The sequence below is a fragment of the Sorangium sp. So ce119 genome (assembly GCF_051524405.1).
GTDB lineage: Bacteria > Myxococcota_A > Polyangia > Polyangiales > Polyangiaceae > Sorangium > Sorangium cellulosum_G.
In genome coordinates this window covers 3,826,544-3,848,738 of record NZ_CP150310.1, presented here as the reverse complement: position 1 = coordinate 3,848,738, position 22,195 = coordinate 3,826,544, and the positions used below count along the sequence as shown (strand labels likewise).

Genomic DNA, 22,195 nt, shown 5'->3' with positions numbered 1-22,195 from the left:
GCAGCGCAGAGCGCCGTGGCACGGACGGTGCCTGATGCTCGAGGCGTTGAGCTTGGTAGCGGGCCCGCGGCGCACGGTTGCGAAGCGGGCTACGCGTGAAGCCGCCATCAGACATTCTGGCGAGCTGCGAGAGAGGAAACCATGATGCACAAGTGTCTCTGGGCTTCTTTGGCCACGACGATCTTCCTGGTTGGTGCCGCCGGCTGTGACGACGCCGCGGACACGGTGAACGACGTGCTGCCCGGCGAGGCGTCGCGCGAGGCGCGCATAACGCAGATCGCCGAGGCGGCGTGCGACCGGTACGCCGACACCGAGGCGGGCTGCCCCGGCTACGGCACCGGCGATGATCAGGAATATGAAACTGAGGCGGACTGCCAGCGCGATTTCGAGGACCGCGCGGCCGACCTCTGGCCCGCGAGCGAGTGCGGCTCGGGACAGATCAACGATAGCCGCTACGAGGTCTGCGAGGAGCGCGCCAAGGCGGCCGCCTGCTCCCAGGGCGTCTTCGACGCGATCGCCGCGCTGGACGAGTGCAGCGCCGAGAGCGTGTGCACGGATCCCGCCGATAAGTGACGACCCCTCTCGGCGGGCTGCTGCTGGTGCGGCAGCCCGCCAGGATCCCCCCACCACAAGGTCTCTCCCCGCGTCTCCCTGAGCTCGCGGTGGCCGGGCGAGCGGCAGCTCGGAGCTCGTCGAGAGCTCGCTCTCCGCTGCGCCGGGCGCGACCTCTGCCCGAGCCACGGCGGAGACGAGGGGGACGCCGTCGCCCCGTCGGGCGAGGGGGCGACGGCGACCGGCGGTCCTGCGGTTTCAACTCACGGAATGGAGTCAGTTACACTCCCACGCGGGCTGGCAGGTCGGCGTGATCGGGTTCTCGAAGAAATCCCATTGACAACAGTTGGACAGGCACTTGGCGTCGCGCGAGCATTGCTGACCGTCCTGTTTGTCGGGCGCGCACACGTTATCGGCCGGTCCCGCCCCCATCTTGTGACAATACTGCGTGGTGGCGCAGTCCGCGTCAGAGGTGCACTCACCCGCGGCGGCGAACGCCAGCTCATCGATGGTCTCGGGCGGCTCCTCGCTGACCGCGTCCGCGACAGGGACCTCCGCCTGAGCCGACCGGCTCGGCGCCGCGCTGGCCAACAGACCAGCCGCCGCGAACACACCCATGTTCATCCAGAGACCACGTGCGTTGATCATTGAATACCTCCCATCAGCGTTCGGTCACCACACTTCGCAATGGCCGTGCCGTCGGGCGGATGAGCGATCGGGTGGTCCGCGCTCCGGGCCGGGGCGATGCGCTGCGCTGGCCGCGCCCTGAGCGCCGCAGCCGGCTCACACGGACACGCGCCGCTGCCCTGCCACACGCGATGAGACAGGGTCAATGTGACAGGGTCAATGTGACAGGGTCAATGTGACAGGAGACAGCCGGGCCCCTGGGAAGATCCCGTTGTAGGGCAGCTCGATGAGCCCCGGAGCGAACGATTAACGGGGCACCAGCACCGAGACGCTGTGGGCCGGCATCGCGTACGTGAAGGCGTTCGTGGCGCCCGGGGTGATCGGCTCCGCCGCCACGAGATCGGCCTCCGACGCCGTGAGTTGCCACACGTCGACGGACGCGTACGTCCCGTAGGCGGCGAGGGTCACCGCGGCCGTGAGCGGGGCCGTGGTCTTGTTGATGGCGACGAGGACCATGCGGCTCGGGTCGGCCTCGTCGATGCTCGCGTAGACGGTGGCCTTCGCGACGTCGCTCGTCTCGGCGTGGACGGAGGTGTCGCCGAAATGCGCGCCTTGCCCGTCGTAGCTCGTGAAGGCGCGCACGCCGGCCCGGAGCATCGAGACCTCGTCGCCGGGATCCCAGATCGTCGCGACGAGCACGCCCTCGCGGCCGAAGACGCCGAGCGCGTCGGCCTGGGCGATCGCGCCGGAGATGTGGTTGCCGCCCCCGAAATTGTACTCGGTGAAGCCGAGCGCCGTGCCCGGGTAATGGGCGTCGATCAGACCGCGGAGCCACGGAATGAGCGTGATCGGGCCGTTCACGACGTCATTCGCGATCCAGCTATCCTCCACGAAGGTGGGATCCCAGAGCGAGCGCGGCGCCTGGACGCGGGCCTCCACGGACTCGGGCGAGGCGTCGTCGCCCGTGATGCGCTCGCCGTTCGCGTAGATCTCCGTGTACCAGTGCAGGTCGAGCACGTCGACCAGGCGGCGCCCCGCGCTCGCCTCGGCGGCCTTCATCGCGTCGAGGTAGTACTCGATGAAGTTGCCGTCCGCGTCGGGCGCGCCCTGCAGGCTGACATAGCCGGAATAGCCGTACGAGACGAAGCCGGTGACGAGCGCGTTCGGCGCGACGTCCTTGATCGCGGACGCGAACTCGATGTTCTTGTCGACGAGCTCGGCGTACGTCACCGGCTCCGGGTGGATGCGCTCGTGCGTGTGATTCCAGAGGTCAGGCTCGTTGTCGAGCGAGAACAGGACGCTCGCGACCTCGCCCTGGAAGGCGTCGGGGAAGGCCTGCTTCATCCAGGCGACGAACTCGTCCTGGTACACGGCGTCGTCGCCGAGATCGGGCGACGAGGAGAAGGGGGCGCCCTTGCGCGCGATCGTGGGGTGAAAGCGGGTCTCGAGGTAGTTCGCTGTCTGATTGACGTCGCCGTCGCCGTCCTTGTCGGCCGCGACATACCCGCAAAGGGGGACGGTCGCGATGAACGCAGCGCCGTGCGTCAGCGCGTCCTCGGCCAGCATGCGCACCGCCTCGCCGGGGACATCGCCGCTCTGGCTGTTCCCGACGAGGTGGGCGTCGTTCTGGTGCATGTAGTCCGAGCCGGCGTTGGAGGCGTTGTTCTCCCAGTTGTACGCGGTCATGCGGTTGCCGCCCATGCGCACGACGGTCGTGCCGCGCTGCTCGCCGTCCAGGTCCTCCGCCCAGTTGACCCCGTAGATGAGCGGGCTGATGGGGCGCACCCCCTGATCGGCGCGCACCGTGAAAGTGACGTCGCCCGGCCCGGGATCGCCGGGCTCGACGAGGCCCGCGGGAGGATGGCCGCCCGACCCGCCCTGCCCGCTGCTGGCGGTGCCGGTGCCGCCGCCCGAAGCGCCGGCACCGCTGCCAGCAGCGCCGGCGCCGGCGCCGCCGCTGCCGCTGCCAGAGGAGGTCTCACCGTCGTCGCCGCACGCAAGGATGGCGGTCGACGCAAGGAGGACGAACAGGGCGCGAAGGAAGGGAGCGCGACGAGAGGGCGTGGGGCGATGGGCTTCCCGCTCGGGAGCACGCACACGTGGGACAAGACGACGCATCACAATGGCCTCCTGCTGGCCATCATTCCCCAGGTCGATCTAAGTTAGATGCATTTATTAAATGATCCTCCTGTTCAGGCCGCGACGCACCTCATGCGTCGGCATCGCTGCGCGTCGCTACCTGCGGATCAGCGCCGGATCCATCGGGTCCACGGCGTCGGCGGGAGGCGGCCTGGCGGCACGGCGCGCGCGCTCGACGGCGGGCGCCGCAGGGGGGCCGTCCTTGGCCGGCGGCGCGGGGGCCCGGGCGCGCGCGCTCGACGGCGGACGTGCTGCCGGGCTCGGCGACGGCGTCCGCGGCACGGGCCCCGCGCTCGGCCGAGGCGGCGCGCCCGCCGACGCCGCTGCGTCCGGCGAGGACGCCGTCGGGGTCGCCGTCGCCGCGGGCGGCGGCAGGGGCGCTGCGCTGCGCAGGAGGTCCGGGCCCGGCGTGACCTCGGGCGGGGGCGCCGTCGGCGCCGCCCCAGCGGCGGAGGCGGACGCCGCGGGGGCGCCGTCCGCGACCGCCGGGGAGCGTCGCGACGCGAGCAGCGCGGCGCCGAGCGCGAGCGCCGCCGCCGCACCCAGGACGAGCGCGCCGCGCCGCCCCCTGGAAGCCGTCGGCGCGTCCCAGGTGTGCGCGGTGGTCGCGCGGTCCTCGGCGGCGACCTCCGGACCCGCGGCCGCCTCGTCCGCGACCGCGGCCGCCTCGTCCGCGACCGCGGCGCCGGCCGCGGCGACGCGCGTGATGCGGTCGACCGAGAGCCGAGACCCCTCCGGCGCGTACGGCCCGAGCGCCTGCGCGAGCTCGGCGATGCTCTGAAAGCGCCGCGCCGGATCCTTCTCCAGGCAGCGCAGCACGACCGCGGCGAGGCCCTCCGGCGCCTCGGGGCAGCGGTCGCGGAGCCTGGCGGGAGCGCCGGCGGCGATCTTCGCGCCCATCGCCATGAAGCTCTCCGCCTCGAACGGCGGACGGCCGGTGAGGAGCTCTTGCAGGACGACGCCGAGCGACCAGATGTCCGCGCGCGCGTCGGCGCGCTTCGTGCTCTCGAGCTGCTCTGGCGACATGTACAGCGGAGAGCCCATGACCACGTCGGGCGCGGTGATGCTCGCGTCGACCGGGAGGGCCTCCGATCGCGCAGCGTCGCTCGCGCGCGCGATCTTCGAGATGCCGAAATCGAGCACCTTGACGAGGGGCGAGCCGTCCCTGCGGAGCACGAGGAACAGGTTCGACGGCTTCAGATCCCGGTGGACGATGCCGAGCGCGTGCGCCTCGGCGATCGCCTCGCCGACCTGGAGCACGTGGTCCACCGCCACCCCGACCGGCAGCCGCTTCTTCTCGCGCAGGACCTGCCCGAGATCCTTGCCGCTCAGGTACTCCATCACGATGAACGGCGCGCCGTCGTCCAGCGTGCCGACGTCCATCACCCGCGCGACGTGCTCGCTCTCGAGCCGCGACGCCGCCCGCGCCTCGCGGAGGAAGCGCGCCACCTCCCCGCCGCCCTTCCTCCCGCGCAGCAGCTTGAGCGCCACGCTTCGATCGAGCGCCTCGTGGCGCGCGAGCAGCACGACGCCCATCCCGCCGCTGCCCAGCGTCCGGATCACCCGGTACTTGCCGGCGATCAGGGTCCCAGGCGCCGCGGCCTGCGCGGGGTCGCCGGCGTCCGGGGCCGGGGCGGCGTCGAGGTCGTCGTCGGCGAGGAGGGCGGCGAGCTCGCGCGCGACCTCGGCGGCGCTCGCCGGGCGGCCCTCGGGGGCCTTGGAGAGCATCCGCGCGACGAGCGCCTCGAGCGCCGGCGGGGCGAGCGGACGGAGCTCCCGGACCGCGGGCGGCCGCTCGACGAGGATCTTGACCAGCACCGCCTCGGTGTCCGCGCCCAGGAACGGGGCCCGGCCGGTCAGGCACTCGAAGAGCACGGCGCCGAGCGCGAACAGGTCGGTGCGCGCGTCGGGGGACGCCGCGCCGCGCACCTGCTCGGGCGCCATGTAGCTCGGCGTGCCGACGAGCGACCCGGCGCCCGTGACCGCGGGCGCGTCCTTCCCGCGCGCGAGCCCGAAATCGAGGAGCTTGACGCGCTCGACGCTGCCGTCCTGCAGGAAGATGTTGCTCGGCTTGATGTCCCGGTGGACGAGGCCCCTCTCGTGCGCGGCCGCGAGGGCCGCGGCGACGCCGTGGCCGACGCGCGCCGCGTCGCGGACGCCGAGCGGGCCCTCGGCGAGCCGCTCCGCGAGCGTCACGCCCACGAGCCGCTCCATCGCGAGGTACCGCTCGCCCAGCGCGGTGCTGCCGTGGGCGACGTGGCCGACGATCCCCGGGTGGGACAGCGCGGCGAGCGCCCCGGCCTCCCGGTCGAAGCGCGCGCCCGCCGCCTCGTCGACGTCGCGCAGGAGCTTGAGCGCGACGATCCGGTGCGCCTCGCGGTCCCAGGCCTCGAAGACGACGCCCATGCCGCCCTCGCCGAGCAGCGCCTCGATCTCGAACCTGCCCGCGACGACCTCGGGCTCCGCCGCGAGCGAGACCAGGCGCCCCACCCCCGCGTCGTCGAGGAACGTCACCGCGCGCCCCCGAGCAAGGCCCGGCGCTCGGCCTCGAACTCGGCGTCGGAGCCGGTGATCTCCCGGAGCTTCTCGAGGAGCAAGCCGCGGAACTCGCGCCGCGCCGCGGCGAGGTAGTTGGTCACGTCGGTGACCTTGATCCCGAGCTCCGCGGCGAGCGCGGCATAGGTGGGGCGGTCCTCGGCGTCGTCGTCGAGCACGTAGCGCTCGAAGACCCGGAAGGTGAGCTGCTTGCCGCCCCGCTCGCAGCGCTCGCGGAGCGCGTCGACCGCCATCCCGACGAGGTGCCGCCGCCACTCCCGGTCGAAGCAGGTGTCGAGCGCGTCGGGCGCTGGCACGTCGAGGGCGCCGATCTCCCGCTCGGCAGAGGTGAAGTCCAGACTGAGGGTCACCGCGTGTCCGCCGCGCTTCTGGCGCCCGCTGCTCTCGGCCTCCTTCATCGCGTGCCGGTCGAGGCACATCTTCAGATAGGTGCGGAACAGGGCGCGCGAAGGGTCGTAGGCGGAGAACGTGCGTTGCTCGAGCGCCCGGGCGAAGAAGCCCTGCGTGACATCGGCGGCGTGCTCGTCGGAGAGGCGCCAGCGGACGCGGAGGTGCTTGTAGACCGGCTTCCAGTAGGCGCGCACCAGGATCTCGAACGAGCGCGCCCGCTCCGCGGGGTCGTCGCTGCCCACCGCCACGACGGCCGACCTGTGGGTCGTCGGAAACCTGCCTCGCCCGGGCCCGCGCGAGAAATCGTCGGCCATGTCTAAAGGAACGCGAGGGCCACGCGGAACAGGATCATCGACGAGGCGAAGCTACCACAGGCCAACCCCGGACGGGAGCTCGATGGTTGAACTCGCCTTGCGTGAAGAGGAGAACAGAACATGAAACGTGCATCTATCCTGGTCCTCGGCCTGCTGCTCGCTGCGTGTGAAGACGAGCGGATGACATTCGGGATCTCCGTCCAGGCCTGCGAGCCTGAGACGCCGTGCTCTGTCTGCATTTTGCCGGGGCAGACCGAGAGCCTCGGCAGCCTCATGACCTCCGACGGTCCGCAGCGGCCACGCTACGAGTTCGAGGTCGAGTCGGACGCCGACGAGCAGGTCTACCATGTGCGGGTGTCCGCCGTGACCGCGTATGACGAGGAGACGAAGACGGCCACGTCGCTGGAGCTCCTCGAGGAGCGGACCTACGACAGCGCGTTCGGGGAGACAGGCGACCAGGACTCGTTCGTCGTCGACGTGAAAGGGGAGCAGGTTACGCTCACGGTGCTGGGCATTCCGGCCTCGGGCGGGTGCCCCGGGGCCGATCCGGCAGACCCGAGCGACGCCCCGACGACGTCCGACCTCTGAGGCGCCCCCGAGGACAACGTGAACGCGCTCCGTCCCCTTCGCTCCACGCTCTGCGCTCCCCTCGCGGGAGCGCTCCTCGGCGCGTCGGCGCTGCTCTCGGGTCGGCAGGTCGCCGCCGAGGAGAGCGCCGCCGAGAGGCTGTTCCGGGAGGGCCGCGCGCTCCTGGTCGAGCAGCGCTTCGCCGAGGCCTGCCCCAGGCTCGAGGAGAGCCAGCGGCTGGAGCCGAGCCTCGGGACGAAGCTCAACCTCGCCTTCTGCCATGAGCGGCTCGGCGACGTGGCCACCGCCTGGGTCGCCTTCCAGGAGGCGCTGGTCACGGCGCGAACGGCGGGAGACGCGGCGCGGGAGGCGTTCGCCAGGGCCCGTCTCGACGCGCTCGCGCCGCGCGTGCCCTGGCTCCGGGTGCGGCTCTCGGCGGGAGACGGCGGCGCGGCCGAGCGCGCGATCCTGCTCGACGGGGCGGCGCTCGATCCGGTCGCGTGGGACAAGGAGCTGCCGGTGGATCCGGGCGAGCACGTCGTGGCCGCGGCGCACCGGGGCGAGATCTTCTGGCAGACGACGGTGGCGTTGCGGGAGTCGGAGCGCGTGGACGTCGTCGTCCCGGCGCCCGCGCCGCCGGAGCCGGCTCCGGTGACCGCGTCGAGAGCGGAGCGGCCGCCCGCCGCGCCGCGCGACGGAGCGCGCGAGGAGACGAGCGCGCGCCCCCCCGAGCCGCGTGCAGCGGGCCGCCTGGTCTACGAGGCAGGCGTGTTCATCGGTTATCTCTGGATTGGAGCAGACAAGACAGATACCTGCAGCGACGGGTACGGGAATTGCGTTTTCTATGCCGGGGCCAGCAGCTTCCTCGCAGGGGCGACGGGGTTCATCGGATACACGGCGATGGATCGCCTCGATCTCGGCCTTCGTGCGCAGATCGGCGTCCATCACAACGCCGGCGCTCTCCTCGCGCTCGGCCCCTCGGCGTCGTTCCTGCTCGGCGAGCGCTTCAGGGTGGGACCGACGCTGCTCTTCGGCACGGCGACGCTGGCCAGGGGGGCCTACGAGCAGGGCGACGATGTCGGTCTGGTCCAGACCGGCATGTCGCTGGAATTTTCCATGGGCCTGAGCGCCGAGCTCGGCATGGAGCTCATGGATGGCGCGGCGGGCTCGCTCTTTTTGCAGGCGACGCCGCTGTTCCTCATTGGCGCTGACGGCCTGGCGGCCTCTCTACCGCTCGGCGCGGCGTTCCGATGGAACTGACGAGGGTGTAGGTTTCGTCGCGCACGGGGCGGCGCGGCTCGGTCTCGCCTGGCTGGTCGCCCCGGGGCGGTGTTCGTTCACCGCCGCGAGCACGGCAAACCAGAGAGGAGCACCGGACCATGTACGAGACGAAGGCTTACTCCGCCGCCAGCGCGACATCGCCGCTGGCCTCCACCCGGATCCCGCGGCGCGATCTGACCGAGCACGACGTGCAGATCGAGATCCTCTTCTGCGGCATCTGCCACACGGACCTCCACGTGGCGCGCAACGAGTGGGGCAACGCGACCTACCCCGTCGTGCCGGGCCACGAGATCGTCGGCCGTGTCGCCAAGGTGGGATCGGCGGTCACCAGGTACAAGCCCGGCGACCTCGCCGCGATCGGCTGCCTCGTCGACTCGGACAGGACCTGCCCGAGCTGCCAGGAGGGTCTGGAGCAGTTCTGCCCGAACCAGACCATCGTCTTCAACTCCCCGGACAAGCACCTCGGGGGCGTCACGTACGGCGGCTACTCCGACAGCATCGTCATCGACGAGCGGTACGCGCTGCGCGTCCCCGCGAACCTCGACCCTGCCGCCGCGGCGCCGCTCCTCTGCGCCGGGATCACCATGTACTCGCCGTTGCGCCACTGGGGCATCACCCAGGGCAAGAAGGTCGGCGTGGTCGGTCTCGGCGGGCTGGGCCACATGGGCGTGAAGTTCGCCCGTGCCTTCGGGGCGCACGTCGTCGTCTTCACCACCTCGCCCGGCAAGACGGAGGACGCGCTCCGGCTGGGCGCCCACGAGGTCGTCGTCTCCCGCAACGCCGACGAGATGCGGAAGCACGCCGGCAGCTTCGACTACATCATCGACACCGTCTCTGCGGACCACGACGTCAACGCCTTCCTCAACCTGCTCCGCCACGACGGCAACATGACCCTCGTCGGGGCGCCCGCGAAGCCCCTGGCCGTCGCCGCCTTCGGCCTCATCCTGGGGCGCCGCAGCCTCTCCGGCTCGAACATCGGCGGCATCGCCGAGACCCAGGAGATGCTCGACTTCTGCGGGAAGAACGAGATCACCGCCGACGTCGAGGTCATCCCCATCCAGAAGGTCAACGAAGCGTACGAGAGGCTGCTCAAGTCCGACGTGAAGTACCGCTTCTCCATCGACATGGCCTCTCTCCGATCCGGGTGACATCGCGGCGTCCTCGCCAGGGAGGGCGGCCGACCGACGGCCGGGCGCAGCGGAGCGCCGGCCGGGACGCGGCTCGGGCAGGCGCGTCTGCCGCTGCCCGAGCCGCCGCGTCGGCGGGGCGCGAGATCAGAACTGCGTGAAGAAGTTCCAGATGGCCGAGCTCGCGAAGCTCGGCGTCTGGTGGTCACCGGCAAACTCGCAGCGGTGCACCGGGTATCCGTCCCGGCACCCTTGATAGGCGACGCACGAGCTGGGGCCCACGGGGCTCGTCTCGGTGCTGCAGCCGTTCTTGCGCACGAAGACGTCGAGCGCCGCCCTTCCGGCCGAGACGGGGACGACGCTGTCGGACAGGCCGTGCGACATCCAGACGGCGACGGGCTGCGTGTTGGACTGGTTGCAGCCGCTGTAGAGGGCGCCGGACATCGGCGCGATGGCCCGGAAGACGTCGGGCATATCACAGCCGAGCGCGTTCGACATCATCCCCCCGAAGCTCCATCCGGTCGAGAAGACGCGGCTCGTGTCGACGCACAGGTTGGCTTCGAGGGTGTCGACCATGGCGCGTGCGAAGGCGATGTCGCGCCCGCCCGTGTTGGCCCAGCCGTTGTCGATGCCGTTCGGCGAGACGAAGATGGCGCTGCCGTTCGCCAGCGCCTTGAGCCCATAGTACCCGTTGTTCACGACGTCGTTGGCCGATCCGCCGCGCCAGTGCCAGCCGAACACCAGCCGATACGCCTTGTTCGGGTCGTAGTTCGCCGGAACGTCGAGCACGTACTGGCGCGTGGTGCCGTTGACGTTGATGGTGCGGTTCCCGCTGGTGAGAGAGGGGGAAATGCCGCAGCCGGCGCTGCGCGTGACGCCGGAGCCGCCGCCACCGGCGCCGCCGCCGCCGGAGCCGCCGGAGCCGCCGGAGCCGCCGGAGCCGCTGCTGCTGCTGCTGCTGCTGCTGGTGGTGGAGCTGCTGCTGCTGCTGGTGCTGCCGGTTCCCGAGCCCACGGGCGTGACTCGGAACTGCTGATTGGTCGCGCCGCTCCACGACCATTGAATCAAGGCGGTGCCGTCCGCGGTGCCGCGGCCGTTGACGTCCAGGGACTTGCCGCTGTGGCGCGCGGTGATGCGCACGACGCCGCTGGCGACGTCCGTGAACGCAAACTGCTGGTTCTGCCCGCTCCAGCAGGAGTATTGCTGGAGGGCGGCGCCGTCGCTGGTGGAGGCGCCCGTGACGTCCATGCAACGGTTGCTGTTGACGTTGCGGATGCGATAGTAGCCGCCGCCCGCCGATTCCATGCGGAACTGTTGCCGCGTCGAGCCGTTGCAGGTGGCGATCTGCATGGCCGCTGCGTCCGCGGTGCTGCCTCCAGCCACCTGCACGCACTTCCCACTCTGGACGCCGGTGATCGTGTAGACCGCGCCCGTATCGACCGTGATGGCGCCCTCGAGCGAGCCTTTCTCCTCGAGCTCGGCGTCGTACGCCTCCTCGGGGTCGATGACGCACGACACGGCGAGGATGCCCGCCGCCGCCGCCGCAAGCAAGCCCTGCTTGGTTCCGAATCTCATCCTGTCCTCCTCGTCCTGTCAAATGAGTGAAACTGCCATCTTCTCACTGCTCGACGCTGCCCTTGCGTGGGTCGGGGTCGCTCGCCGCGCGCTCGAGGCTGCCCGAGGGGCCGCCGCGCCGGCCATCGCCGCTGCGGGTGGATGCCGAGACGCGCGCAGGGTGGATAGGCTCGCTCTGCGTGCGCCAGGGTCGGTCAGACCGCCCTGCTCCTCGGAGCAGGGCGGTCCGAGAGCGAGCCACCTAGGGCAGGTTGGCAGAAGAGACCTGCCAGCTCCTGTCCGTGCAGAAGCGGCAGCTCGGGCCGACGAGCGCGCCCTTGCCGGTGGCCGATTCGTCGCCCTTGAGCCACCAGTTGAGCCACGCCAGGTTGACCTGAGTGAACTCGCCGCCGTTGCGGGCCCACAGATCGCCCCCATGATCCGCGCCGACCTTGGCGAACATCATGACCGGAATGTCACCCAGGGCGGCGATGTTCGTGAAGTCCCTTGCGCCGTTCGCGTTCGCACCCAAGCTATCCGCGGTCCCGGTGACGATCAATACGGGTGTGTGGATCGAGTTGTAGAACGACTGATTCGCCGAGAAAGATCCGCTGCTCGTGTGTCCCCAGGTCGTCATTCTGGGATCCGCAGCAGTCCCCGCCGCCATCAAGCCGCCGCAGGAGAAGCCGTTCGCGGCGACCTTCGTGGTCTCGATCTTCTGGTAGTAGGCGCTGCAAGGCTTGTCGTTCTCGGCGATCACCCAGTCGACGTAGGCGCGCAGCACGTCGCCTCCGCTCCCGAGGTCGCGGTTGGGCTGGCTGTTGACCGGTGTCCCGTCCGCCACCACGAAGTAGCCATGCGAGGCGATCTCGGCCATGGCTGCTTGATTCGAGAGCCCGTCTCGCGAGCATCCGCCCTCGCCCCAGACGAATATCGGATACTTGGCGCCTCCACCGAGATCCGCCGGACGAAAGATGGTGCCCTGGTTGATGCCCGGGTCCGCATTCGTCTCGACGACCACCCTGTGAGGGCCGCTCCCCGACACGTTTCGACCGGTCGGTTGTGACGCGGTGCACGTGCCGCCGGCGCCGCCGGAGCCGCCGGCGCCGCCGGCGCCGCCGGAGCCGCCGGCGCCGCCGGAGCCGCCGGAGCCGCCGGAGCCGCCGGTGCCGCTGGTGCTGCTGGTGCTGCTGGTGCTGCTGGTGCTGCCGGTTCCCGAGCCCACGGGGGTGAGTCGGAACTGCTGATTGGTGGCGCCGTTCGACGCCCATTGAATCACGGCGGTGCCGTCCGCGGTGCCGCGGCCGTAGACGTCGAGGGACTTGCCGCTGTGGCGCGCGGTGAGGCGCACGCCGCCGCCGGCCACGTCCGTGAACGCCCACTGCTGGTTTTGCCCGGTCCAGCAGGAGTATTGCTGGATGGCGGCGCCGTCGCTGGTCGAGGCGCCCGTGACGTCCATGCAACGGTTGCTGTTGACGTTGCGGATGCGATAGTAGCCGCCGCCTGCCGATTCCATGCGGAACTGTTGCCGCGTCGAGCCGTTGCAGCTGGCGATCTGCATGGCCGCTGCATCAGCGGTGCTGCCTCCGGCTACCTGCACGCATTTTCCACTCTGGACGCCGACGAGCGTGTAGACCGCGCTCGTATCGACCGTGATGGCGCCCTCGAGCGAGCCTTTCTCCTCGAGCTCGGCGTCGTACGCCTCCTCGGGGCCGATCACGCACGACACGGCGAGGACGCCCGTCGCCGCCGCAAGCAAGCTCTGCTTGGTTCCGAATCTCATCTCGTTCTCCTCGACATGCCAAGTAAGTGAAACTGGAATCTTCTCGCTGCTCGACGCTGCCCTTGCGTGGGTCGGGGTCGCTCCTCACGCGCTCAGGGCTCCCGAGCGGGCCGCCGCGCCGGCCATTGCCGCCGTGAATGATCGTCGAGATGCGCGCAGAGTGGATAAGTTCATTCCGCGTGCGCCAGGCGACACGACGAGAGTATCTATTGTTCCGGGCTGGCATGTCCGTCAAGCCGATTGTGCATCGCGAGCGGGCCTGACCCTCATGAAGGTGCGATAAGCTCAGATGCGGAGTCATGATGGTAACTCGACGCCGACATGGGACCGATTCCTCGACGGGCGCGACCGCCCGGCGCGCCAGGCGCGCGAATCTCGTCGAAGACCGCCAGGGATCAGCGAACCGCGCCTGCCGAGCCTGCCGCGCTCAGTCTGCCTCACTCCTGGAAAAGTGATGCTGTATCAAACTTATACGTGCATCGAACGGGCCGCCTTCACTCCACGGCCTGCCATCTCTCGACTGCACGTCGCCGGCCCTGGCTGTTCATGAAGCGCGCCACGCCGAGCGCCACGGGACCCGCTGCATGGCGATGACGCGCACGAGCAGCAGCCACCCCATCATCGAGAGGCTGGCGCTGCCGTACAGCACAACCAGGTGTCCATCGCGCAGCCCCCTGAGAGGTCTGCTGCTGGGTGGGATACGTCGAATCGCTTCCGGGGTTCCCGCCGATGCCGGCTGCACCGCGGTCCCAACGCCGCTGGGATCTTTGCTGCACCAGGGTCGCCGCTGGCCAGGACCGCGATCCCAGCCGCAAGCAACATGACCGCTCGCTACTTCACGACCGTCCCCTGGACGCGCATGACGGCCCATCCGGAGCGAAGCAAAAGCATGACTACCGGTCGACAGTGTGAGCGTTCACATGTTCGGTGTCAACTTCGATCGACCAGCCCGCTCTCGGCGAACGAGGAAAGCGCTGCTGTGTGCATTCACAAATTCACCCAGCCAGCGCGCTCGCCTGCTGAGCCGGGTCGCTTCCGGGCGCGAAGATCGCGATCTCGCGCCGGCCGCGCTCGCCGAGCCGTACAGCCACGCTGCATGCGCTGGTTCACACAGAGAACCTTCCGCGATCTGCATCAGCAGCGTATTCATGCATGAGGGGCCGCTTTCACCCCAGAGCCTGCGGGGAACATCCTGCCCGCGTCGCCCGGAGACGTCACCGCTGGGCCCCTGCCAGAGCGCGGCGGTCTTCACGAACGTGCGCTGCGGCGCCGCGCCCCCGCAGGGCCCCCCCATCCCTCCGCGATCGAGCCGTGCGACGAACGGGCAGCTCCGCGGAGGCCCGTTCGTCGAACGGCGCGCGCCTACTTCGCCGCCGCGTCTGTGGCCTTCTGCGCCTTGCGGTAGGCGGCCACCTGCGTCTTCGTCGCCTGGAGGATCTGCGAATACACCGCGTCGCTCCCCGCTGACTCGCACGTCTGGGCGTCGGCCCCGAACAGCGTGTCCTTCAGCAGCCGGCGGGGCCTCGACTTCGCCTGGGCGACGAAGTTCATCCCTTTCTCTCGCCAGAGGGCGCAATCCTCTGCCCCCAGGTCTTCGCACATGCGTGCGTCCAGATCCTCACAGACGTTGCACCCCATCGCCAGGGCACCAACAACACATAACATCAAAACGTTCATCTTCGACTGCATGGAATGACTCACGAGCGGAGGGTACCCCAGGTCCGCCTCCGTGAACAGGGCTACGGAGCGACGGCGAACCGCGGTGAATGACGAGCCGCACGCACCTGGGGGCCGGCGAAGCTGGACGCACACGAAGATCCGCTCGCGAGAAAGACGATCAGAATCGTCACGCCGGACGAGGAGCTCGGCCCGACCTTTGTGGGCACGAACACACCTTGCGGTGATGGCCGTCTCTCTCCTCCTCGTGCACGCAACGCATCGCGGGAGCGGCCGACCAAGAGGGTGGGACGAGAGCGCTTTGCAGCAGCCGGGGGTCTTCCTGTGCGCTCAGCGCGGGCGGCGCTTCGAGCGACCGAGCAGCAATCCCAGCGCCGCGAGGAGGAGCCCCGCCTGGGCGCCAGAGTCTCTCGCGTCGTCGCCCAGGGCGCAGCTGCATCCCGAGTTCGAGCTCTCTCCTGTCGTCGAGCCGCCGGTCCCCGAGCTGGCGTCCTGTCCGTGCCCGCCCCCGGAGCTGGCGCCGATCGCGCCGCCGCTGCCCACGCCGCCGCCTGCGCCACCTTCCGTCACCCCGCCGGCCCCCCCGGTTCCTTCCGCGCCACCCGCGCCTCCGGTTCCTTCCGCGCCACCCGCGCCTCCGGTCCCGGCCGCGCCACCCGCACCCCCGGTGTCGTCACCACCGGGAACAGCACCGGGACAAGCCGCCGTCTCTGGATCCTGATCACTGGCCTTGTCGAGGCCGAAATAGGCGGCGACGGCGGGTCCGTCGAACGGCACAGAATGCCCGACGCCGTCCATCGAAAAGGCCTCGTAGACCGTGTAACCGCAGGAGCTCTCCCAGAACTGGCGCGTGGTTCCGGCCCTCGGCGTGTCGGTCCCATCCGGGGTCTCGTTCAGACCCAGGACGTTCGTCCACTCCTTGACGTCTTCAGCCATGTTCTTGTAGCTGAGGATCGTGTCGGCGGTGCCATGCCAGTGCTGCAGGCGCGGGCGATGGCCAGTGTAACCGGGATAGTACGAGCGAACGAGGTCTCCCCACTGCTGCCCGGTCTTCGTGACGTTGCCGCCCCCGCAGGGCCCGCTCCACTGGGCAGTGCTCCCTGTCCCGGTGACGTCGTTGTAGCCCTCGGCCCAGCAGCCGCACGGAACGCCCATCAGCGACACGCCGGCCATGAACACGTCGGGGTACACACCCAGCAGCGCCTCGGTCATGATGCCGCCCGACGACCCGCCCACCGAGTACACGCGGCCCGCGTCGCCGTCGTACTTCGCGAGCGTGTATTTCACCATCTGGACGATGGCTCCCGTGTCCCCACCACCGTCGTGGTTGAGCGATCTCGTCGATCCCGCGTCCCAGCAGTTCTGCCCGGTGGCCTCCGGGAAGATCATGATGAAGCCCCTGGTGTTCGCTATGGAAACCAGGGTCGACATCTCGCTGAACGTCCCCGGGCCAGTTCCCTGGCAATGATGGGGAGCGACGACGATGGGAGGCCTGGTCGCCAGCGCGTCAGGCACGTAAATATAGAAGTTGACGTAGCTGGGGAGGCCGTCCACCCCCCACTCGCTCTGGTCGACTTTTTGTAGCGATGCCCCGCGCGCAGGCAGCGCAGCGAGCAGCGTCAACGAGAGCGATGCGAGCCCGAGGAGGTGACTTTGGAAATGGTCCATCGGGCAGAGATACTACACCAGCGCCAGCCTGGTACGCAATCCAGCATCGCTTTGCGTCGCGCGCATGGGAGCGAGCAGGGGCTGTACCAGGCTCGGCTGAGAACCGATCTAGAACTGGCTCAGGAAGGTCCAGACTTCCTGGGGCATCCACGACATGCCCTGCCCGGCGTCGTTCGGCGACGGAGTATGACCGCCGTCGTAATCACACCAGCGGGTGGGATGACCCGCCGAGCAGCCCTCGTAGTCCGAGCAGGCGTGGCCACCTCTGGGCGCCTTGGCCAAGCTCTCCACCGCGCATCCATTTTGCCCGGCGAAGAAATCGCTGTTGGAGGTCTGTCCGGCTCCGCCGCTCTCCTGCTGACCGAGCGAAGACATGAAGGCGATCGGCTGACAGCTCGCGGGCCGGGCGAGACCGCCGCCGGAGTGGACCACCGCGGCGCGGTACACGTTCGGACGCGCGCAGGCCAGCGTCCACGCCATGGCGCCGCCCTGGCTGAAGCCTTCGAGCTCGATGCGCGAGGTGTCGATGCAGAGATCGTCCGTGACCTGCTCGAGGATGTCGTCGACGAAGGTCACGTCGTCGTCGGCTGACCAGAAGCCGCTGACAGCGTCGGGCGCGATGAAGATGGTGCTCCCTTCGGAGAGCGACCAGAGCCCGAAGTACGAGGGAGCAACCTGGCTGCTGTCGCCCGTGGCCCCGTGGAAGGAGAGGATGAGCCGGTACGCGTGGCTGTTGTCGTACTCGTCAGGAACGCGCAGGGTGTACTTGCGGCTCTTCCCGCCGCTCATCACGGTGCCCGCGCCGTCCTGGAGCGTGCGCACCTTGCCACAGCCGGCGGACTTCACCACGTCACCTCCGGCTCCGCCTCCGCCTCCGCCGCCGGCCCCGGCTGTGCCGGCCCCGGCCGTGCCGGTCCCGCCCGCGCCGCCCGTCCCGCCCGAGCCCGCTTCACCGGAGCCCGCTGTCGCTCCGCCGCTACTGGCTGCATCGCCGCTGCTCGTGACACCGGGAGCAGCGCCACCGCCGGAGCCGCTCGCGGAGGTCTCACCGGCGGCTGAGCCGCCAGCGTGGCCGTCGTCGCTACAGCCGAGGCTGAGCGCGGCACAGAGGCCCAAGGCGCCCCAGACCGGTCCCAGCCAGCGCGAGTGACGGTGAATGCGATCGTAGCCCACAGAGCCAGCACTGGACGGCATGGGTGCTCTCCTCGGTTGACAGCCGACGTGACGCGAGGTCATTCCCAGTTCTTGCGCTGGGGGTTCACCCAGGGCGAGGTGCACATCACGCAGTCATCGCCGTAGAAATAGTGCTTCCCACCGGTGTCGTTGTAGATCCAGTAACGGAGCCAGGCCACGATCGCCGGCCGCTGGACGCCTCCCACGTCGCGCGTGATGTACCCGTGATCCGCGCCCATCACCGTCGCCAGGAACGTCTGGGTCTGGGACATGTCGTAGGTTTTCTGCTGCATCGGCAGCCCGACCGTGTCCTGCGTTCCGCTGGTCTGCAGCATGGGCCCGTGCAGGGCCGCCGTCGCGATGTGGCCGTGGATCGAGACGACGGTGGCCACGGCTTCATGGCCGCCGATCTCCACGGCGGCAGTACCGCCGACCGAGTAGCCCATGGAGACGGCGTGCTCCACGTCGATCGCGCCCTGGTAGACGCTGCCCTCCTCGCTGTTTTGCTCGATGATCCACTCGAGCCCCTCCAGCATGGCCTCGCGGTTGTTCGGAGCGTTCGGGCCGCCCGTGAGGAGATTGGCCCCAACCACCACGAAGCCGTGAGAAGCGAAGTTCTTCAGGAGGTCCGTGTAGCTGGTCACCTGGGTGTTGATCCCGGGCCCGAAGATGATCGGCGCGTGCAAGAAACCGCCCTCGGCCAGGCGTTCAGGCCTGAAGATCGTGTGGTTTCCGCCGGGCCCCGAGTTCCGCTCCACGATCGTCGCGAACGGCCCCTCGGCAGCGTAATCCGTGATCGGCGGGAGCGGCGAACCACCGGCCCCGCCCGCGGCATCGCCGCCGTCCCCTGCTCCGCCCGCGCCCTCGCCTGCTCCGCCCATCCCACCGTCGCTGATGTCGGCGCCGCCACTGCCGCTGGCAGCGCCGCCCGACCCGGCGGTTGCGCTGGTGGACGCCCCGCTGGTGGCTGACACGCCCGAGCTGCTCGCACTGGCAGCCTGCGCCGCGTCGCCGCCATCTTCGCTGCACGCCAGCAGCGCGACGCTCGCGAGCAAGCAGAGGACACTGAAGCGCCTGACGGCTTTCTTTTCGTTGTACACGGGGCCTCTCTGGTCACGTCACGCCGGCGCGAAGCGCTCGCTTCGGGCCGACGGTGGCGAAATTGGCAGACAGGTGGCTGCCAGACGTTTCGCGTCGGAGCGCGCCCTGATGCCATCCCAGGCCGGCCCCGACGGCTGCTCCATTCCCCCTGCGTGCGCCTCGTCTGGAGCCATGGCGCGACCGTCAGGGTGAACGCGCACGAGAACGCAGGGCCCGCTGCGCATGACGGCCTGTCCAGGGCAAGACGAAGTGATAGCCGGAGCGCCAAATGTGAACGTTCACAGAGCCTGTGTCAACAAAAACCGGCGCGCGGCCGCGGGGCGGTCGCCGGGGAGGCTCGGCCCGTCGCCGAGCAGCGCGGAGAGGGCGCTCAGCGGCCGCGCGCCCGGCCCGACGGGGGCCGTCGTGGGCCTCGCTTGATGCGGACCCGCCCTGCTGACACCATGGCGCCAGCATCCGTGCGACGCGCCGATCGCCTCTTTCAGATCGTCCAGATCCTGCGCCGGAAGCGGGGGCCGGTCACCGCGGCCGCGCTCGCGGAGGAGCTCGAGACGTCCAGGCGCACGGTGTACCGCGACGTCGCGGATCTCCTGGCCCAGCGCGTGCCGATCCGCGGCGAGGCCGGCACCGGCTACGTGCTCGAGCGCGGCTTCGACATGCCGCCGCTGATGCTCACGCCCGACGAGATCGAGGTCGCGGTCCTCGGCGCCCAGTGGGTCTCCCACCGAGGTGACGCCGCCCTGCGCCGGGCGGCGGAGGACCTCATCGCGAAGATCGCGGCGACCGTGCCCGAGCGCCTGCGCGTCTTCGTGCTCGAGCCGGTGACCGGGGCGCCGCCCCCGCTGGACCCGGCCCCCGATACGCTCGACATGGCCGAGGTGCGCGCCGCGATCCGCGCCGGCAGGAAGATCGCGCTCCGCTACCGCGACGAGCAGGAGCGCGAGAGCGAGCGCGTCGTGTGGCCGGTGGTCGTGGGCTATTTCGAGTCGATGCGCATCCTCGTGGCGTGGTGCGAGCTCCGCCAGGGCTTCCGGTCCTTCCGCACCGATCGCGTGGTGGCCGCGACGTTCCTGAAGGAGCCCTGCGGCGAGCGGCCGAGCGCGCTGCGGGCGCGGTGGCGCAAGACGCTGCCGCGGGCGCGGTGAGGCCCGCGCGCGGACGAGCGGGTCGCCTGGGGGCTCAGCGCGGTCCGAACACGTGCGTGTCGGCGGTGGGTCTCTCGACGAAGTTCTCGCCGCCGAACTGCACGATCCCGCTCGTACCCGGGTCCTGCGCGGCTGCCTGGTCGCTGCGGAACGCGTCTTTCAGGAACCAGTCCGGCCGGTTGTGCCAGGCGTCACCGTCCCACGTCCAGACGGACAGGGCTTCCGGTACCTGGAGCGGCGCCACCATCTGCGTGGCGGGATAGCTGAATCCGCCGAACAGGACGACCTGCTGGAGCGCTGGATGCCAGGCGAAGATGGCCTGTCGTCGACCCCAGGGCAGCGTGTCGCCCGGCGTGCCGCCCGCGTTCACCTGATGCCAGCCGCTGTCGTCGAGCATCCATACGTCGTTGGGATACCCGTCGAAGCTCGCAGAGTATTCGGACGAGCCACCGAAGAGCCACAGGACGTCACGAGCGGGGTCGTAGGCGAGCTGCGAGCCCACGCGGCCGTCGGGGTGCTCGGCGCTGTCGATGGGGTGCCAGAAGTCGTCGATCAGCTCGTAGGAGTCGGCGCGCACCGAGACGGAGATGTCGTTGAGGGCGGAGCCGACCCCGGAGAAGGCGACGAGGTGGCCTCGGCCCTTGTGGAACGCGAGCGCGTGGTCTTCTCGGCCAAGGGGGCAGCCGAAATTGCAGAATGCGGTGATCTCCTCCCAGGTGGAGCCGTTCCAGCCCATCATTCCCCCGCCGCCGCCGTTGAGGACCACCTGCCCTCGCACGGGATCGTACGCCATGGCGTGGCGGCTGCGGGGACCAGGCCACACGCCGTCCCTGGCGACCTGCGTCCACGTCGAGCCATCCCACTCCCAGAGATCCTCGAGGTCGTTCTCCATCGTGCAATCGGGGAAGTCCGCGCACTCGAGGCCTCCGAAGAGGACGACCACCTTGCGTTGCTCGTCGTACGCCATCGCGGCGGCGGTCCGGGCGGACGGCCCGGCCGCGTCGATCTCCTTCCAGGTGAGGCTCTCCGCCGGAGGGGCGCCGCCGGTGCCGCCCGTGCCTCCAGCGCCCCCCGTGCCGCCGGTCCCGTCGACGCCGCCGGAGCCGCCGGTGCCGCCGGTGCCGCCGGTGCCGGTAGCGCCGCCGCTGCCCTCCGCCGGCGTATCCGGCGGGGAGCTGCCGCACGCGGCGAGGAGAATGGAGAGCGCGAGCCAACAAGAACCGTCGTTACGCATGAGCGCTCGACGGAGCGCGGCGCGCCGGCATGCAGGAGGGCGCCGTCGGAACCATGCTGGACGTCGGCGAACGGCTGGCGAGCACGGCGGCCGGCGTGTCCGCCTCTGCCCCCTCGCTCGCTCCTGGAACGACAGGGCTGCCGTCGCCGTTGCGGCGCCGGGCCGGAGGTGAATAGAGTGGCCGCGTGAATTCCCCTCATCAGGAGTCTGTCTTGCTCGTCCGTGCCCGCTCCCGCGCGCTCGCCATGGGGCGCGCTACCCTCTCGGCCTCGCTTCCAGCGCTCCTCACCTGCGCAGCCGCCTGCGGCCCTGCCGCGCCGGCACAGGAGCCGACCCAGCCGCCCGCCAATTCCGCAGAGCCCGCGCCCGCCCCTGCCCCTGCGCAGCCCGCGCCGGCGACGCCCGCTGTCGACACGGCGCTCGGCGGCCGGCTCTTCGACAAGTTCTACGGGAAAAAGCCGCCGTTCTCGGCCTTCGTCCCCGACAGCTCGAAGACCCAAGGGGTCCTGGACGGTCAAGGCGGTCCCTCGGGCAACGGGACGCTGAAGCTCGGATCCGGAGAGGTGATGAACAACGACGCCGGCCATGACTACCGGCTCAAGAACTTCTTCGGCTGGGATCTCAAGGGGCGCGAGGGCATCTATGGACCGACCGCCATGGCGAAGGGATACGCCGTCTCGCGGAACCTCCTCGGGGGACGCGAGACACAAGAAGAGCTCGTCGCCCTGTTCACGAAGGGGGATCGAGAGATCCCCGCGTACGGCGACGTGCTCACGCCCCCGCAGGTCGAGGCCATGGCCGCATTCGTGATCGGCGTCCGCGACGGCGCGCTCCCGCACCCCGACCAGATCTTCGCGATCAAGCCGCCGGCCCAGGGGCATTACGCGCTCCTGCCGGGCGGCGACGCCGCGCGCGGGAAGGCCCTCATCAAGGAGCGGTGCTCCTCGTGCCACGGCGACGACGGGACGAAGACGCTGTTCGACGACGGCGCCTACTCGCTGGGCTCGCACGCGCGGCAGAAGGCGTACGAGGACTGGCACAAGATCCTGAATGGGCAGCCGGGCTCGCCCATGGGCCGTCAGGTCCGCGGGAGCACAGGCAAGGAGATGGCGAAGGAGCTCCTCGATATCCTGGCGGCGCTCTGCGATCGCGGGGCGTTCCCTCCCGGAAAGGCGACGGCGAAGGACGTCGAGAACGGCGACGGGCGCTGCGGCGCGTACTTGAAATGACCCGTGTGACCCCCTGATCGGCGCGCGGCGCCGGCCGCCGCGCGGGCGGCACGAGCGCGCCGCGCCCGATCCAGCGAA

At 70.2% G+C, this 22,195-nt stretch carries 17 protein-coding genes; 6 read left to right on the top strand and 11 right to left on the bottom strand.

The genetic code is table 11. The annotated features are described in order from the left end of the window. Positions 1–141: 141 nt before the first annotated feature. Positions 142–573, top strand: coding sequence for a DUF6184 family natural product biosynthesis lipoprotein (locus WME76_RS14395; protein ID WP_437960699.1), 432 nt, complete (start codon positions 142–144; stop codon positions 571–573). Positions 574–828: 255 nt separating this feature from the next. On the opposite strand, the gene WME76_RS14390 is transcribed toward WME76_RS14395, so the two are convergent. From WME76_RS14390 to WME76_RS14375, 4 genes are all read right to left on the bottom strand, one after another. After that, a complete protein-coding gene (locus tag WME76_RS14390) occupies positions 829–1,200 on the bottom strand; it encodes a dickkopf-related protein (RefSeq protein WP_437960698.1) in 372 nt (123 codons plus the stop codon). A gap of 285 nt (positions 1,201–1,485) precedes the next feature. Next, positions 1,486–3,297: a glycoside hydrolase family 44 protein gene (locus tag WME76_RS14385; RefSeq protein WP_437960697.1), complete on the bottom strand. Its 1,812-nt coding sequence runs from the start codon at positions 3,295–3,297 to the stop codon at positions 1,486–1,488. Between the two features lie 117 nt (positions 3,298–3,414). Beyond that, positions 3,415–5,832: a serine/threonine-protein kinase gene (locus tag WME76_RS14380; protein ID WP_437960696.1), complete on the bottom strand. Its 2,418-nt coding sequence runs from the start codon at positions 5,830–5,832 to the stop codon at positions 3,415–3,417. Further along, on the bottom strand, positions 5,829–6,578 hold the full coding sequence (locus WME76_RS14375; RefSeq protein WP_437960695.1) for an RNA polymerase sigma factor: 750 nt from the start codon (positions 6,576–6,578) through the stop codon (positions 5,829–5,831). Before WME76_RS14375 ends, WME76_RS14380 begins: the two co-directional genes overlap by 4 nt. A 120-nt stretch (positions 6,579–6,698) precedes the next feature. On the opposite strand from WME76_RS14375, the gene WME76_RS14370 reads away from it, so the two are divergent. The 3 genes from WME76_RS14370 (at position 6,699) to WME76_RS14360 (ending at position 9,574) form a co-directional block, all read left to right on the top strand. Continuing rightward, the gene (locus tag WME76_RS14370; protein WP_437960694.1) at positions 6,699–7,166 is read left to right on the top strand and encodes a hypothetical protein; all 468 of its coding nucleotides are present in this window, start codon (positions 6,699–6,701) and stop codon (positions 7,164–7,166) included. Positions 7,167–7,184: 18 nt separating this feature from the next. Further along, positions 7,185–8,405 carry a hypothetical protein gene (locus tag WME76_RS14365; protein ID WP_437960693.1) on the top strand — a complete coding sequence of 407 codons (1,221 nt, stop codon included), beginning with the start codon at positions 7,185–7,187 and terminating at the stop codon, positions 8,403–8,405. 119 nt (positions 8,406–8,524) lie between these two features. Then, positions 8,525–9,574: an NAD(P)-dependent alcohol dehydrogenase gene (locus WME76_RS14360; RefSeq protein ID WP_437960692.1), complete on the top strand. Its 1,050-nt coding sequence runs from the start codon at positions 8,525–8,527 to the stop codon at positions 9,572–9,574. 126 nt (positions 9,575–9,700) lie between these two features. Here the strand turns inward: WME76_RS14360 and WME76_RS14355 are convergent, their stop codons facing one another. The 6 genes from WME76_RS14355 to WME76_RS14330 all read right to left on the bottom strand — a co-directional run bounded on the left by WME76_RS14355 (position 9,701) and on the right by WME76_RS14330 (position 18,508). Further along, positions 9,701–11,128, bottom strand: coding sequence for an RICIN domain-containing protein (locus WME76_RS14355; RefSeq protein WP_437960691.1), 1,428 nt, complete (start codon positions 11,126–11,128; stop codon positions 9,701–9,703). A 241-nt stretch (positions 11,129–11,369) separates the two neighbouring features. Continuing rightward, complete coding sequence (locus WME76_RS14350) at positions 11,370–12,866, bottom strand: RICIN domain-containing protein (protein ID WP_437960690.1); 1,497 nt, start codon at positions 12,864–12,866, stop codon at positions 11,370–11,372. A gap of 1,386 nt (positions 12,867–14,252) precedes the next feature. Continuing rightward, positions 14,253–14,492: a hypothetical protein gene (locus WME76_RS14345; protein WP_437960689.1), complete on the bottom strand. Its 240-nt coding sequence runs from the start codon at positions 14,490–14,492 to the stop codon at positions 14,253–14,255. Positions 14,493–14,897: 405 nt separating this feature from the next. Next, on the bottom strand, positions 14,898–16,235 hold the full coding sequence (locus WME76_RS14340; protein WP_437960688.1) for an extracellular catalytic domain type 1 short-chain-length polyhydroxyalkanoate depolymerase: 1,338 nt from the start codon (positions 16,233–16,235) through the stop codon (positions 14,898–14,900). A gap of 108 nt (positions 16,236–16,343) precedes the next feature. Further along, on the bottom strand, positions 16,344–17,084 hold the full coding sequence (locus tag WME76_RS14335) for an alpha/beta hydrolase family esterase (RefSeq protein ID WP_437960687.1): 741 nt from the start codon (positions 17,082–17,084) through the stop codon (positions 16,344–16,346). A gap of 383 nt (positions 17,085–17,467) precedes the next feature. Then, entirely contained in the window at positions 17,468–18,508 is a 1,041-nt protein-coding gene (locus WME76_RS14330; protein WP_437960686.1) for a poly(ethylene terephthalate) hydrolase family protein, read from the bottom strand. A gap of 459 nt (positions 18,509–18,967) precedes the next feature. Between WME76_RS14330 and WME76_RS14325 the strand changes: the two genes are divergently transcribed. Further along, a complete protein-coding gene (locus WME76_RS14325) occupies positions 18,968–19,654 on the top strand; it encodes a helix-turn-helix transcriptional regulator (protein WP_437960685.1) in 687 nt (228 codons plus the stop codon). 34 nt (positions 19,655–19,688) lie between these two features. On the opposite strand, the gene WME76_RS14320 is transcribed toward WME76_RS14325, so the two are convergent. Next, positions 19,689–20,888 (bottom strand): kelch repeat-containing protein, encoded by a 1,200-nt coding sequence (locus WME76_RS14320; RefSeq protein WP_437960684.1) that lies wholly within the window; start codon positions 20,886–20,888, stop codon positions 19,689–19,691. 212 nt (positions 20,889–21,100) lie between these two features. On the opposite strand from WME76_RS14320, the gene WME76_RS14315 reads away from it, so the two are divergent. Then, the gene (locus tag WME76_RS14315; protein WP_437960683.1) at positions 21,101–22,117 is read left to right on the top strand and encodes a hypothetical protein; all 1,017 of its coding nucleotides are present in this window, start codon (positions 21,101–21,103) and stop codon (positions 22,115–22,117) included. Positions 22,118–22,195 lie beyond the last annotated feature (78 nt).

Coding starts and splice junctions, on each gene's coding strand:
- WME76_RS14395 (WP_437960699.1), top strand. CDS start 142: ATGATGCACAAGTGTCTCTGGGCTTCTTTGGCCACGACGATCTTCCTG.
- WME76_RS14390 (WP_437960698.1), bottom strand. CDS start 1,200: ATGATCAACGCACGTGGTCTCTGGATGAACATGGGTGTGTTCGCGGCG.
- WME76_RS14385 (WP_437960697.1), bottom strand. CDS start 3,297: ATGCGTCGTCTTGTCCCACGTGTGCGTGCTCCCGAGCGGGAAGCCCAT.
- WME76_RS14375 (WP_437960695.1), bottom strand. CDS start 6,578: ATGGCCGACGATTTCTCGCGCGGGCCCGGGCGAGGCAGGTTTCCGACG.
- WME76_RS14370 (WP_437960694.1), top strand. CDS start 6,699: ATGAAACGTGCATCTATCCTGGTCCTCGGCCTGCTGCTCGCTGCGTGT.
- WME76_RS14360 (WP_437960692.1), top strand. CDS start 8,525: ATGTACGAGACGAAGGCTTACTCCGCCGCCAGCGCGACATCGCCGCTG.
- WME76_RS14355 (WP_437960691.1), bottom strand. CDS start 11,128: ATGAGATTCGGAACCAAGCAGGGCTTGCTTGCGGCGGCGGCGGCGGGC.
- WME76_RS14345 (WP_437960689.1), bottom strand. CDS start 14,492: ATGTGCGAAGACCTGGGGGCAGAGGATTGCGCCCTCTGGCGAGAGAAA.
- WME76_RS14340 (WP_437960688.1), bottom strand. CDS start 16,235: ATGGACCATTTCCAAAGTCACCTCCTCGGGCTCGCATCGCTCTCGTTG.
- WME76_RS14320 (WP_437960684.1), bottom strand. CDS start 20,888: ATGCGTAACGACGGTTCTTGTTGGCTCGCGCTCTCCATTCTCCTCGCC.